Raw genomic sequence first — 12,270 nt, forward strand, 5'->3', positions numbered from 1 at the left:
CCAGTGACGCTGTCACCCGAACGCTTTGCGCGAGGTGCAGATGGACCCTGACTGGATTGCCGGGCTGATCGGCGGGCTGATGATCGGCCTTGCGGCGGCCATGTTCCTGTTGCTGAACGGCCGGATAATGGGAGCGAGCGGGCTGCTGGGCGGGCTGATCGATGGATCGGGCCGGGCGAATGCGCCCGAGCGCGCGGTCTTCATCGCCGCGCTGATCGGTGTTCCCGCCCTTTTGTCACGCGCCGGCATCGGCGGTCCGGCCCTGCCGGTGGCCGGGCTGGGCGTGATGGTGCTGGCGGGACTGCTGGTCGGCTTTGGCACGCGGATGGCCAATGGCTGCACCTCGGGCCACGGGGTCTGCGGCATCTCGCGCCTGTCGCTGCGGGGCATCGTCGCCACGCTGATCTATCTCGTCACCGGGGGCCTCGCGGTGCTGATCGCCCGCGCGCTCGGGTGGGCACCGTGATGCGGCTGGTCTTTGCCGCGCTGGCGGGCGGGCTGTTCGGGGCGGGCCTTCTGGTCTCGGGCATGACCGAGCCGGAAAAGGTGCGGGGCTGGCTGGATGTCTTTGGCGCTTGGGACCCGACACTTGGCTTCGTGTTGACGGGCGCGATCATCCCCATGGCAATCGCCTGGCGAATCGCGGCGCGCCGAAGCCTCTCGGTCAGTGGTCAGCCGTTCCCCGAAGCCCCTGCCCCGCGCATCGACAGAAAGCTGGTCCTCGGCTCGGCGCTGTTCGGGCTGGGCTGGGGGCTTTCGGGCCTCTGCCCCGGTCCATCGATGGCCACGCTTGGCATTGGCGGGTTGCCCTTCTGGGCCTTCTTCGCCGCCATGGCCGCGGCCATGATGATCTATGGATATGGGAGAGGCCGCGCATGAGAGCCTTGTTGCAACGGGTCAGCCGCGCCTCGGTCACGGTGGACGACACGATCATCGGCCAGACCGGACCGGGGCTGATGATCCTCGCCTGCGCCATGCGCGGCGATGACGAGGCAACGGCGGAAAAGCTGGCGGCGCGGATCGCGAAGCTGCGCATCTTCCGCGACGACGCGGGCAAGATGAATCGCTCGGTGTCGGATGTGGGCGGCGGCTGCCTGGTGGTCAGCCAGTTCACGCTGGCCGCCGACAATTCCAGCGGCAACCGCCCCGGCTTTTCCGCAGCCGCCGCGCCCGAAGACGGCAAGCGGCTTTACGAGCATTTCGCACAGGCGCTGCGCGACCTGGGCCTGCCGGTCGAGACCGGCGAGTTCGGCGCCGACATGGCGGTCGAGCTGGTCAATGACGGGCCGGTGACGATCTGGCTGGATACCGAAGCGCCGCGATAGGGCTTACGCCGCCTCCTGCTCCAGCTTTTCCTCCTGCACGGCGCGGCGCAGATAGCGGCCAAATTCGCTGGCCAGCGCCGAGACCGGGCCGCAGGTCAGATACATGTTCAGGCTGCTGCGCGGCAAGGGCGGCAGGGCGCCGCCATGGTCGATCGGCTCCAGCCCCTCGCGCGGGATCTGGCGCAGGAAGGTGTTCACCCCCTGATCGGCCGCCGACAGCATCAGGTTCCGCTCGCAGCTGCCGACGCCCGAGGCATGTTCCCAGGCAATCCCCGCCGCCTCGAGCCGGGCGATCGCGCCCTTGAGGAAGGCACAGTTCAGCGAATTTGTCAGCTTCAGTGGCCGTTCCCGCCAGGCCTTGCCGCCCACCGCGCCCATCCAGACCAGATCGATCTCGTAAAGCTGGATGCCGCCTGCACCGCAATCGAGCTCGGTGGTCAGGATCACGTCCAGCTCGTCGCGCTCGAACTGCTTGCGCAATTCGATGCTGACGCCGTCCGACAGCACCACCTCGACCTCGGGATGGGCCTTGCGAAACTCGCGCACGGCCTGGGTGAAATGCAGCATCGGCCAGTCGGTGGTCAGCCCGACCCTGAGCCGGCATTCCGGCTTGACCCCGGTAAAGCGGGCGATGATGCCATCGTTCAGCGCCACCAGCTTGCGGCTTTCGGTCAGAAGCAGCCGGGCGAAATCGGTCAGCACCACGCCCCGTCCCTGCTTTTCCAGCAAGGGCCGCTCGAACACCTCTTCCAGCCGCTTGATCTGCATCGACATGGCGCTTTGCGTCATGTTCAGCGACTCGGCGGCGCGGGTCACCGCCCCATGTTCCGCCACCGCCTGCAGAGAGCGGAGGGTGGCGATATCCAGATTGCGCATTGCTCAACCTCTTTGATCGATGAAATCAAAATCATTCATTTTACGAATGACTCTTCCGATGTCATCTTATCAGCAATGAAGATGAATTCAAAGAAACCATTCATCTTTGTTGATGATGTCAGGTATCAGGAGGATTGAACGATGGCACAGAAATCAGCCGCCATGCTGCGCGTCGTGACGGGACAGGGGATCATCCCCCGACCGGACTGGCTGGAGCGCATCCTGACTGCCTTTGACCTCCGCAAGACCCGAATCGACCTGTCGAAGCTGACTGATGAGCAGTTGCGGGACGTCGGCCTGACCCGCGAGCAGGTAGACGAGGAGGTGAACCGCAGCATGTGGGACGCCCCGGAATATTTCTACGCCCGGCGCTGAGCCTTGCCAGCCGCCCTGCCCGGCCCTATCTGGAAGGCGCGGCCATGGTTGGCCGCGTCACTCTTGGGGCGGGGCGAAATTCCCCACCGGCGGTAAGCGGCCTGGCCGCAAAGCCCGCGAGCGCCCCGACCGGTTTCGGTCGGGGGTCAGCAGATCTGGTGTAACTCCAGGGCCGACGGTCATAGTCCGGATGAGAAAGAGCGGCATTCCCCTGCGCCAGCGGCGCGGGGTTCGTGCCTTTTGCCCCCCGCGTGACGGACATGACGAAGGGGGCCAATTGATGCGACTTTCTGCAAGCGGACAGCCGGCGATGACAGGCGCGGCGCTGATGATCGGGGCAGGTGCGAGCTTTGCCTGCGTGAACACGCTGCTGCAATACGTCACCATGATGCTGGGCGTCTCGGCCCCCACGGCGACCTTCTGGCAGTATTTCATCGCGCTCTTGGTCATGCTGCCCTGGCAAGGGCTCGGGCTGAAGGGCTTTGCCACGGATCGGCCCGGCGCGCATCTGTTGCGCGTGGCTTTCGCGGTTGGCGGGGTGCAGCTCTGGACGCTGGGGCTGGCGCATGTGCCGATCTGGCAGGCCATCGCGCTGATCATGCTGTCGCCCTTCTTCGTCACCGCCGGTGCCGGGCTTCTGCTGCGCGAAGAGGTGACGCCTGCCCGCTGGATCGCGGTGCTGACCGGATTCGTCGGCGGCGCGGTGATCCTGTCGCCCTGGTCGGATCGATTCACCCTCTGGGCCTTCGCCCCGATCGGTGCGGCGGCCCTGTGGGCAGCCGCCTCGCTGATGACCAAGCGCATGACCGCGACCGAATCGCCCGAGACGCTGACGCTCTATCTTCTGGCGCTGCTGACGCCGCTCAATCTGGGGCTGGCGCTGATGCCCGAGGCGGGTGGGCTTGGCCTTGCTTCATGGCAGGCGGCGGCGGCGCTGGTCATCGCCGGGCTGTTGACGGCGCTGGCGCAATACGCATTGGCCCGCGCCTATGCCACGGCGGATGCGGCCTTCCTGCAGCCCTTCGACCATGTGAAGCTGGCCTTCAACGTCGGCCTTGGCGCGCTGGTCTTTGGCTTCGTGCCGCCGGGCAGCATGTGGCTGGGATCGGCGCTGATCGTGGGCGCGTCGCTGTGGTTGCTGGCGCGGGAGAGGCGTGGCCTGGCCACCGCCTGACGCGAGAGAGGGCCGGCGGCCGACCGCGGGTGGACGCTGAGGCGATTGCTCGGGGCAGTTTATGGTGCCGCCACATCAATCAACTGTTCGGCGCGGAAGGGCGAAAAAAGCGTCCGCCCAGGGGGCGGTCGGACTCTGGCCCGGGCGGGCTTCGCCCTTGTCCCCGGGCCGGGTCCTGCCTCGTGAGGTCACAGCGCCGTCGGTTCCCCGAATCGCTGGATCATCATCCGGCGGATCTGGTCGCGCACCTGCCGATACATGTTCAGCTTGGCGTCGCGCCCCTCGGCCATGCCGGTCGGGTCCATGATCGGCCAGTATTCAACGTCCAGATGGAACACCCGAGTCAGTTCCAGCGCCAGCCGCTGGCTGGCCGGCGACAGCGCCACCACCAGGTCAAATCCGCCCAGATCGTCGCCCCAGGCCTTCATTTCCTCGAAGCTGCGGGTGCGGTGGTTGTTCAGCGTCACGCCGATCTCGTTGCAGACCGCCACGGCGAAGCCGTCGATCTCCAGATCGTTCTTCACCCCCGCCGATTGCACATAGGCGGCGCGACCATAGAACTTCTTCATCATCCCCTCGGCCATGGGCGAGCGGATGGCGTTATGGTCGCAGCAGAACAGCACCGAGCCGGGGATGTCTGCCGCCATGTCCTCAGACCTTCTGCGGGATCAGGGCGCAGATCAGCGTGAACAGCCGCCGCGCCGTGTCGATATCCAGCGTCGCCTTGCCCTCCAGCCGCTCCTGCAGCGTGCGCGCGCCCTCGTTGTGGATGCCGCGCCGGGCCATGTCGATGGCCTCGATCTGGGCCGGCTGCAGCCGCTTCACCGCGTCGAAATAGCTTTCGCAGATCTGGAAATAATCCTTCACCACCTGCCGGAACGGCCCCAGCGACAGGTGGAACTCGGCCACCTTCTCGGCCCCCTCATTGGTCAGGTCAAAGACCAGCCTCCCCTCGCGGATGGCGAGATCCAGCAGATAGGGCCCGGCGGGGACCGGCTGGCCGTCGCGGCCCGGCACCTCGAAGCTGTTATCCTCGAGCAGATCGAAGACCGCGACCTTGCGCTCCTGTTCCATCTCGGGGGTCGCGGGCGGGACGCCGCTGTCGTCGATCTCGATCTTGCAGAGACGGCTCATCCCCCGCTCCTTTCGTTCAGCAGCTCCAGCCGGGCCTTAACCGAGGCGCCATGCGCCTGCAGCCCCTCGGCCCCCGCCAGCCGCACGGCAGCCGGGCCGATGGCGGCCAGCGCGCCGGGGGTCAGCCGGGCGATGGTGGTGCGTTTCAGGAAATCCAGCACCGACAGGCCCGAGGAGAACCGGGCCGAGCGGGCGGTGGGCAGGACATGGTTCGGGCCGCTGACGTAATCGCCCACGGCCTCGGGCGTATGCGCGCCAAGGAACATTGCCCCGGCATGGACGCATTTCAGGGCCAGCGCCTCGGGATCGTCGACCACCAGTTCCAGATGCTCGGGCGCGATGCGGTTCGACAGGCGCGCCGCCTCGTCCAGATCGCGGGCGATGATGATCGTGCCGTAATCGCGCCAGCTGGCCCCGGCGATCTCGGCGCGGGGCAGCGTCGGCAGGATGCGATCCACCGCGCCCGCAACCGCACGGGCCAGTGCCGGATCGGTGGTGATCAGGATCGATTGCGCATCGGCGTCATGTTCGGCCTGCGCCAGCAAATCGAGCGCGATCCAGTCGGGGTTCTGCTGACCCTCGGCGATGATCAGCACCTCCGACGGGCCGGCGATCATGTCGATGCCGACCTTGCCGAAGACCTGCCGCTTGGCCGCCGCGACATAGGCATTGCCCGGCCCGGTGATCTTGTCGACCGGCGCGATCGTCCCGGTGCCATGGGCCAGCGCGGCAATCGCCTGCGCCCCGCCGATGCGATAGATCTCCTCGACCCCGGCCAGCTTTGCCGCCAGCAACACCAGCGGATTGACCGCACCATCCGGTGTCGGCACGCAGATGACCAGCCGCTCGACCCCGGCCACCCGCGCCGGGATGGCATTCATCAGCACCGACGAGGGATAGGAAGCCAGCCCGCCCGGCACGTAAAGCCCGGCCGCCGAAACCGGCGTCCAGCGCCAGCCGAGCGTCGCGCCCTCGGGATCGGTCCAGCTGGCATCCTCGGGCATCTGCCTTGCGTGATAGGCGCGGATGCGCTCGGCCGCCAGCGACAGCGCGGCGCGATCCCCGTCGCTGACGCGAAGGGTCTCTGCCTCGATCTCTTCGGGCGTGAAGCGCAGCGTTTCGGGCGTCAGCTCCAGCCGGTCAAACCGCGCGGTCAGATCGCAGAGCGCCAGATCGCCACGGGCGCGGACATCGTCGATGATGGCAGTGACGGTCGCATTCACATCGACCGAATCCTCGCGCTTCATCGACAGCATCCGGGTGAAACCCGCGTCGAAATCCGCATCCGAGGTGTTCAGTGTGATCGGCATCGTCCGCTCCTGCGCTTCGGCCTTGTTAGCGCCATGCGCGAGGGGCCTCAAGCGGGCGCGTGCAGACGAGGCGTTGCGGAGGGTGTGGGTAAGACTGGTGCTGTGAGAGAGGATTGAACTCGGCTGTTTCAGTAGTTGTGTATTGATTTTATGGCATAATTTTTCCTCAACCGGAAGGGCGGTGTAGGAATGGTGTGTAGGAACGGCCAGCCTGTGCCAGCCAAATGGCAGGCGCACTTAGCATGCCCTAAAATTGTTAGCTTGCCGGATAAAAATGTTCCCTTTATGTTCCTATCTATGCCCGCAGGACACCCTTCAGCCAATGGCTACAAGAACCGCCGAATGTTTCAGGCGGCGGCAAGCGGTCAGTTGACATGTGTACGGTGCGGGCTGTGCGGCAAGCGCGTCAACTATTGGGCCGCGGATTTGGTAGCGGTGCTTGGACCTGACCATGAGGTCGACGTCGCTCGGCCATTTTCTGCCTGTCGATGTCTATCCGGTGCTGTGGCGCAGTTGGCTCTATGTCGTGGACGGCGTGGATTCAGACCCACATTCTCCAAGTAAGTCGCTGATTTCGCTGTCGTAATCGTGATATTTCGCATATAAATCATGGCGTTGACGGCTGCGAGGGGCGCGTTTCATGGATCACCTGGAGGGTGCGGGCTTGGCGCGGGGAGATCGGGTTGATTTCGACCGCCGTGTGCGTCTGGAGTTCCGTGGTGCGCAGATCAGTTCAGACGGTGGCCTGCTGGTGATGCGCGAGCTTGATGACGTGCTCGGCCTGTCCAATCTGGCGTCGGAGGCGCTGCGAGACAGCCGCACCGGGAAGAACACGCTCCATCGGCTTGACGGATTGTTCCGGCAATCGGTGTTCGGACGACTGGCCGGATACGAGGATGTGAACGATGCCGACCGCTTGGCCCTCGATCCCGTGATGCGTCAGGTCGTTGGCGGCAGGGCCGTCGAGGCGCAAGCTGCTTCGGCATCGCAGATGGGACGGTTCGAGACCGAGACGCTGGCTCTGGCCGCGAACCGGGCGGCGCTGGCCGATCTGAACGGCCAATGGATCGACCGGTTTCATGACCGCAACGGGTTGCAATACATCGTGCTGGACATGGACAGCTCGGTCAGCCCCACCCACGGCGATCAGGAAGGTGCTGCCTGGAACGGGCATTTCGACTGCACCTGCTATCACCCCATCTTCTTGTTCAACCAGTTTGGCATGCTGGAGCGCTGCGCCCTGCGTAACGGCAATGTCCACAGCGCCGATGGCTGGCGGGATGTCCTTGATCCCGTCATTGCCCGATATGCTGGCCGCGACCTTGGTGGACGCTTCTTCCGGGCCGACGCTGCCTACGCGATCCCCGCGATCTATATGCGGCTGGAAGAAGCCAGGTTCTTCTACGCCATCCGTCTGCCCGCCAACGCCGTCTTGCGCGAGAAGATCGCGCATCGGCTGACACGGCCCGTGGGACGGCCTTCGCTGACCAAGGTCAAACGGTTCTTCGAGGACTTCGAGTATCAGGCGGCGTCCTGGGACAAGCCGCGCCGCGTCATCGCCAAGATCGAATGGCATCCGGGCGAGCTGTTCCCCAAAGTCGGCTTCATCGTCACCAACCTGCCGATGGAGCCAGACTGGGTGGTGAGGTTCTACAACCAGCGCGGCACCGCAGAGCAGCACATCAAGGAAGGCAAATATGCCTTTCGCTGGACGCGGCTGTCATGCCGGAAGTTCCGGCACAACGAGGTGCGGCTGCAACTGCACGCGCTGGCCTACAACCTGGCAACCTTCCTGCGCTGCATCGAACTGCCCGAGGCCATGGCGGACTGGTCGTTGACCAGCCTGCAACTCAAGCTGATCAAGATCGGCGCCCGCGTCGTCCGCCACGCCCGCGCCATTACCTTCCAGTTGGCCGAGGTCGCCGTCACCGGCCCGATGGTGCGGGCCGTCCTTGCCGCCATCCGCCGTCTTCGAACGCCTCCGTCATGCGCATGACCACGATCCATGCCCAAGCTGAACGAAAGCGGCAAGACAGGTCCGTCTGCCGCGCGGAAAAGCGGCTCTGCCGGGCCAGAATGCTGCGGGTTCGAGGCTTGATCCACCCGACTTCGGCCGTTTGCGCGACGACAGACACCGCTCGGGGCGAAAAACGCTTGCCCAGCGAGCAAAATCAGGCGATCTTGAAGTCAAGCGGCAGGCCACTTGGGGAATGTCGGTTCATACATGCACTTATTTCCTGTCGGAGTATTTTATGGATCAGATTATCGAAAGGACTCGACGCTTCTTGGACCACCTCGACTTGCCGGCTGCAATAAATACCATCGCGGCCGTTGAAGACTCTGGAATCAAGGAAGAACTTCAAAATCGATTTGATTGCCTGAGCGATCGCGTGTGTGACGTGGATACGTTGCGGCTCCACACGCTGATGAAAAGCGGCACGAACTACTTCCGCATTTACCTGGCCAACTACCTTGCGCTGCTCGAGGATGCGAGTTGCAATGCGGTTACCTATGATGATCTTGACGTCATATTGCCGCGCAATTCATACATGGTGTTCCCGCAAGGAAACCCCTATCTGCGGAGCACCAAGTTCAAGCATTTCGTATATTTTCACGGCGCCTTCCGGATCGGTGACGGATCTCCCCACGTGATTACGCTGCACAGGAATGCGCTCGATTTCGTCGTGTCATATTATTACTACAGGTTCAAAAGCAGGGGCGATGCCCGCTTTGCAACCATCGGAGAGTCGGTCCGCAGCAGTGCCGGGGCCTTTGCCAACACGCTTCGCGGCTGGATGACATGCGAGACGCGCTCCAGACATCTTGCCCTGCAATACGAGGACCTGGTCACCAATCCGATTGATGTCATGCGCTCGGTCGTCGACTATGTCGGTCTGATCCGCAACGAATACTATCTTGCCCTTGCAGCGGAGCGATCGTCATTCAAAACGGTTCGCGCCTTTGAAGAGCTGAACGGAAGCATTCATGGGGCCACCGGGCAATTTTTCACGCGCAGCGGAAAGATTGGTCAATGGGAGGCTGAGCTGACCCCGGCGGATGTCGATCTGGTGGCGCGAACGATCCAGCGGTTCGGCGTGAAATTCGTGGACGATAGCTATATGAATGTGGAACTCGTCAAGGTCGACGAGGGTGAGAAGCCTGGAGAGGTAATTCCCTCCCAGAACGGCGCTTACTGAACTGGTGAGGTTCGGGTCGTCTTGACCTGCCGTCGTGTCGACGGGTTGCACGACGGCAGGGACGGGAACCTCCGGCACCTGCCCCTCGCCCGAGATCAGGCAGGCCACGCCGCCGCGTTTCAGGACGATTGTCGGCACACCCGCAGCGTGATGGCGTCGCAGGCCATCGCCGGGGTCGGCGTCCTGCCACAGCATGGCCTCGTCTTCCCATGTCAGCAGCGCCAGATCGGCGAGTTCCAGGATCGTCTGATGCGCTGCACGGGCAGCAAGGGTATTTCTGCACCAGAGCCGCGGCGCGAAATTGCCGTCGGAGACAATTCTTCCGCCTTGATTGCGGATCTCGCGCACCAGCCAATAGCTCGGGCAATCCGTCACGCAGAACCACAGGCTGATGCCGGTCAGAAGCAGGGTAAAGCCACGTCTCACGAAGATAGTGGATGGCCACGACACAAGCGGCATTACTGAAGCGGTTAAGTGGAAAGGTGGCGGTGGTTTCCGTTTCTGTCGGCTCGCGCCATCACTTCTCCAGAAGGATGTCTGGGGCAACTGGGTCATCAGCATCAGAAGCCCATTTGAGAATAGTATGGGTCCCTTTTGAGAGCCGGATGATCGATATGGAGGTTAGGCGCCAATGAAGCGCTAATCTTGTTCTTTGCGACCGCCAGTAGGATTAAGACTTTGGGAAAGAAAAGTGCCTGAGGGAAGGTGTGATTAGGAGCTTTGATGTAGGCTTTGAGAGATTGATTGAAGGCTGTAGAGCTACTTACTGACAGCAGATAGTTACATACATCGTCAGCGTCTGACGAATTCAGATCACGAAGGAAGTTGTGGTACTGCCCCCATTCGACTTCGCCAATGAACAAAGACGTTAGCCCTGCCGCTGCTCGGCTGAGCCAGAAGTCGTCTGAAATTCTTTCAGTATTCTCGATCAGAAGGCTGTGTATCTGCGAGCGTGCGAGAAAGCGTGCCGATACGAATATTGCACTATGCAAGCCAATATCGCTCGCCGAAGCGGCATACTTACAAAACTCAGTCGCAAGCAATGTGCATGCGCTGGTTTTGCGAAATCTGGCGTGAAGCATAAAGCCTGCCAAATCTACATACGCAGAATCGTCAACGAATACGCCATTTTTCAACATTCCGATCAATTTCTTGAGGACTGTGTTTCCTCTACTCGTTCTGGAAAGGTATCGCAATGCTGTCGGTCGCATGGATGGGTTGTGTTCGATCTGCCAGAGAAGATCTTCTTCGCTGACCGTACCTCCTGCCTCGTAGATCAGACTCAATACATACTTATGGATTTTCGGTCCATTACCTCTAATGAGCCGCGAGTTTTTACCAGGCCCACCGGTAGAGGATCGATCAAGCCAAGTCTCATATTTAGAGGCTAAGATCATTTTCGAGAACTTAATAAATCGTCCCTTTTCTAGAAGGGTTTCAATCCGCGAAAGTATATTATTCTCCGAGATGCAAAAATGCGAAAATGCTTCCTTCTGTGACAGTATTTGAGTTTTTGAAGAGTTGAGCCTGAGTTGACGTGATTGAAGAGTCAAATCCATATCTCGCACAATGACCTTTGCTTTCGCAACGGAATCCACACCTACATCCATGTCATCCATAAATCTGGCGTAGTTTGACACCGCCGAATGCTCGCAAAGCTTGTCGACCTCATAAAGCATAGCGTTTGCCAAAACACGTGTGGCGGATGTCTCAATCTGAGGCATGCCTACTTGTGTCAAAGGCATGAAATCGGGCGTCCATGTCAGGCGGTTCAATACATGAATTAGCAAATCTAGAATTGACTCCCTAATATCAGCCAACGATGAGACAATGTTCCTCAGGTGCTGAAAGTTGATGAAGTCATAGAAGTTTGCAACATCGGTGATGACTATGTAATCATTTTCATTAGCGAAGCCAAAAATTGTCTTCTGAAACTTTTTCCAACTTGCAAATGAACCATACTCAAAGTCGATTTGTTTAAATCCCTTTGCAAACTTGCCATCGTCCGGCTCAAAGAATGCAGTCTTGCTCGGGGCCTTACGCTTCAACTCGAAATACACTGATCTCGAAAGTCTTTCTAGAACGAGCAAATCCCTTGGATGTATTAAAGTCATCTGACGGCAGAGCCCGCGAGATTTCTCGGTCAGATACCTTTTGGGTGCCTGCACGACATAATTACCTTCCGTGACCTCTCGGCGAACGCTTTGAAGTAGGCGATTTATATCCTGATCAATGTCTCTATATTCAATTGCGTCAAATACGAGTTGCTTACGTATTTGCGGTTTGGTCCGCTTCTTCCACTCCTCTTTTAAGAGACTGATATCGAAAACATCCTTGATATCATCTTGTAGGAACTGAAACTTCGGAGATTGCAAAACCGGCCTCACACGTTGTCAACTTAGTTATCGGGGTGAGAGTACTGGCTGGCAAGGGGTGGCGTTGCGATCATTTGGACTTTGCTGCAGGGCCGCGCGTTGAGACCGCAAATGCGAGGGTACGAGAGCGTAGACAAGGACACCATATGGCCAACTATGCGTGTTGCTGCCGTCTATGCCGGGCGCAGCGAACAGCCACTTCCCGCCCGTCCTGTGGTTTCAACCCGGTTGGCCGCTGCTGTCTGTATGAACGTCGGCTTTTCCGGCGTCGCCGCAGCTACATTGCTGCACCGCCCGATCTGCGGGACAAGTCGGTGGAACCGCGCCACGGGGAAATGATGTCAAACGGGGAACAGTCGGAAGGCAAGTTCATCTTGAAGGCCGTCAGGATTCTGGAAGCCAAGATTCTCCCGCTGACCAAGGAACGGGACGAGGCACCGGAAATAAGTTCCCCCATCGCATAGGGGAAAACGTTTGGGTGGCCCAATGGGCGTGATGACCAGT

Annotated in this window: 13 protein-coding genes, 1 pseudogene and 1 riboswitch; of the genes and pseudogenes, 8 read left to right on the top strand and 6 right to left on the bottom strand. The window is 61.0% G+C overall.

Annotated elements, in window-relative coordinates:
- Nucleotides 1-40: 40 nt before the first annotated feature.
- The 3 genes from Q1A36_RS04330 to dtd are packed head-to-tail and all read left to right on the top strand — an operon-like array spanning nt 41 to nt 1,325.
- Nucleotides 41-466: a YeeE/YedE thiosulfate transporter family protein gene (locus Q1A36_RS04330; RefSeq protein WP_299840252.1), complete on the top strand. Its 426-nt coding sequence runs from the start codon at nt 41-43 to the stop codon at nt 464-466.
- Nucleotides 463-879 (top strand): DUF6691 family protein, encoded by a 417-nt coding sequence (locus Q1A36_RS04335; protein WP_299840500.1) that lies wholly within the window; start codon nt 463-465, stop codon nt 877-879. Before Q1A36_RS04330 ends, Q1A36_RS04335 begins: the two co-directional genes overlap by 4 nt.
- Nucleotides 876-1,325 (top strand): D-aminoacyl-tRNA deacylase, encoded by a 450-nt coding sequence (gene dtd / locus Q1A36_RS04340; RefSeq protein ID WP_299840255.1) that lies wholly within the window; start codon nt 876-878, stop codon nt 1,323-1,325. The genes Q1A36_RS04335 and dtd overlap by 4 nt, the downstream gene beginning before the upstream one ends.
- A 3-nt stretch (nt 1,326-1,328) precedes the next feature.
- Here dtd and Q1A36_RS04345 read toward each other — a convergent pair whose 3' ends face one another.
- Nucleotides 1,329-2,201 (bottom strand): LysR family transcriptional regulator, encoded by an 873-nt coding sequence (locus tag Q1A36_RS04345; protein WP_299840257.1) that lies wholly within the window; start codon nt 2,199-2,201, stop codon nt 1,329-1,331.
- Nucleotides 2,202-2,342: 141 nt separating this feature from the next.
- On the opposite strand from Q1A36_RS04345, the gene Q1A36_RS04350 reads away from it, so the two are divergent.
- Both Q1A36_RS04350 and Q1A36_RS04355 read left to right on the top strand, forming a co-directional pair.
- Nucleotides 2,343-2,576 (top strand): DUF1127 domain-containing protein, encoded by a 234-nt coding sequence (locus Q1A36_RS04350; protein ID WP_299840260.1) that lies wholly within the window; start codon nt 2,343-2,345, stop codon nt 2,574-2,576.
- Nucleotides 2,577-2,631: 55 nt separating this feature from the next.
- Nucleotides 2,632-2,782: riboswitch (FMN riboswitch) on the top strand.
- Nucleotides 2,783-2,856: 74 nt separating this feature from the next.
- Nucleotides 2,857-3,750 (top strand): DMT family transporter, encoded by an 894-nt coding sequence (locus tag Q1A36_RS04355; RefSeq protein ID WP_299840263.1) that lies wholly within the window; start codon nt 2,857-2,859, stop codon nt 3,748-3,750.
- A gap of 188 nt (nt 3,751-3,938) precedes the next feature.
- Here the strand turns inward: Q1A36_RS04355 and Q1A36_RS04360 are convergent, their stop codons facing one another.
- From Q1A36_RS04360 to hisD, 3 genes are read right to left on the bottom strand one after another with little or no spacing between them, the layout of a single operon-like run.
- Nucleotides 3,939-4,397 carry a low molecular weight phosphatase family protein gene (locus Q1A36_RS04360; RefSeq protein WP_101752032.1) on the bottom strand — a complete coding sequence of 153 codons (459 nt, stop codon included), beginning with the start codon at nt 4,395-4,397 and terminating at the stop codon, nt 3,939-3,941.
- A 4-nt stretch (nt 4,398-4,401) separates the two neighbouring features.
- Nucleotides 4,402-4,884: a UPF0262 family protein gene (locus tag Q1A36_RS04365; protein ID WP_101752033.1), complete on the bottom strand. Its 483-nt coding sequence runs from the start codon at nt 4,882-4,884 to the stop codon at nt 4,402-4,404.
- Nucleotides 4,881-6,194: a histidinol dehydrogenase gene (gene hisD / locus Q1A36_RS04370; protein WP_299840268.1), complete on the bottom strand. Its 1,314-nt coding sequence runs from the start codon at nt 6,192-6,194 to the stop codon at nt 4,881-4,883. Before hisD ends, Q1A36_RS04365 begins: the two co-directional genes overlap by 4 nt.
- Nucleotides 6,195-6,834: 640 nt before the next feature.
- Here hisD and Q1A36_RS04375 point away from each other — a divergent pair.
- Entirely contained in the window at nt 6,835-8,190 is a 1,356-nt protein-coding gene (locus tag Q1A36_RS04375; RefSeq protein WP_171380759.1) for an IS1380-like element ISPme1 family transposase, read from the top strand.
- Between the two features lie 121 nt (nt 8,191-8,311).
- Nucleotides 8,312-9,391, top strand: a complete 1,080-nt coding sequence (locus Q1A36_RS04380) for a sulfotransferase domain-containing protein (protein WP_299840277.1) — start codon at nt 8,312-8,314, stop codon at nt 9,389-9,391.
- A gap of 39 nt (nt 9,392-9,430) precedes the next feature.
- On the opposite strand, the pseudogene Q1A36_RS21445 reads toward Q1A36_RS04380, so the two are convergent.
- Together Q1A36_RS21445 and Q1A36_RS04385 are read right to left on the bottom strand one after the other, a co-directional pair.
- Nucleotides 9,431-9,952 (bottom strand): annotated as a pseudogene (locus Q1A36_RS21445) (hypothetical protein); the annotation flags it as partial.
- Entirely contained in the window at nt 9,952-11,766 is a 1,815-nt protein-coding gene (locus Q1A36_RS04385) for an RNA-directed DNA polymerase (protein WP_299840280.1), read from the bottom strand. The gene Q1A36_RS04385 and the pseudogene Q1A36_RS21445, both read right to left, overlap by 1 nt.
- 146 nt (nt 11,767-11,912) lie before the next feature.
- Here Q1A36_RS04385 and Q1A36_RS04390 point away from each other — a divergent pair, with 146 nt between their 5' ends.
- Nucleotides 11,913-12,230, top strand: coding sequence for a hypothetical protein (locus Q1A36_RS04390; RefSeq protein WP_299840283.1), 318 nt, complete (start codon nt 11,913-11,915; stop codon nt 12,228-12,230).
- Nucleotides 12,231-12,270: the final 40 nt, after the last annotated feature.

The sequence above is a fragment of the uncultured Paracoccus sp. genome (genome assembly GCF_947487305.1).
Lineage (GTDB): Bacteria > Pseudomonadota > Alphaproteobacteria > Rhodobacterales > Rhodobacteraceae > Paracoccus.

Bases quoted from the DNA above. Each gene is read 5' to 3' on its own strand.
- hisD (WP_299840268.1), bottom strand. From the start codon at position 6,194: ATGCCGATCACACTGAACACCTCGGATGCGGATTTCGACGCGGGTTTC.
- Q1A36_RS04375 (WP_171380759.1), top strand. From the start codon at position 6,835: ATGGATCACCTGGAGGGTGCGGGCTTGGCGCGGGGAGATCGGGTTGAT.
- dtd (WP_299840255.1), top strand. From the start codon at position 876: ATGAGAGCCTTGTTGCAACGGGTCAGCCGCGCCTCGGTCACGGTGGAC.
- Q1A36_RS04390 (WP_299840283.1), top strand. From the start codon at position 11,913: ATGGCCAACTATGCGTGTTGCTGCCGTCTATGCCGGGCGCAGCGAACA.
- Q1A36_RS04330 (WP_299840252.1), top strand. From the start codon at position 41: ATGGACCCTGACTGGATTGCCGGGCTGATCGGCGGGCTGATGATCGGC.
- Q1A36_RS04355 (WP_299840263.1), top strand. From the start codon at position 2,857: ATGCGACTTTCTGCAAGCGGACAGCCGGCGATGACAGGCGCGGCGCTG.
- Q1A36_RS04350 (WP_299840260.1), top strand. From the start codon at position 2,343: ATGGCACAGAAATCAGCCGCCATGCTGCGCGTCGTGACGGGACAGGGG.
- Q1A36_RS04360 (WP_101752032.1), bottom strand. From the start codon at position 4,397: ATGGCGGCAGACATCCCCGGCTCGGTGCTGTTCTGCTGCGACCATAAC.
- Q1A36_RS04365 (WP_101752033.1), bottom strand. From the start codon at position 4,884: ATGAGCCGTCTCTGCAAGATCGAGATCGACGACAGCGGCGTCCCGCCC.
- Q1A36_RS04345 (WP_299840257.1), bottom strand. From the start codon at position 2,201: ATGCGCAATCTGGATATCGCCACCCTCCGCTCTCTGCAGGCGGTGGCG.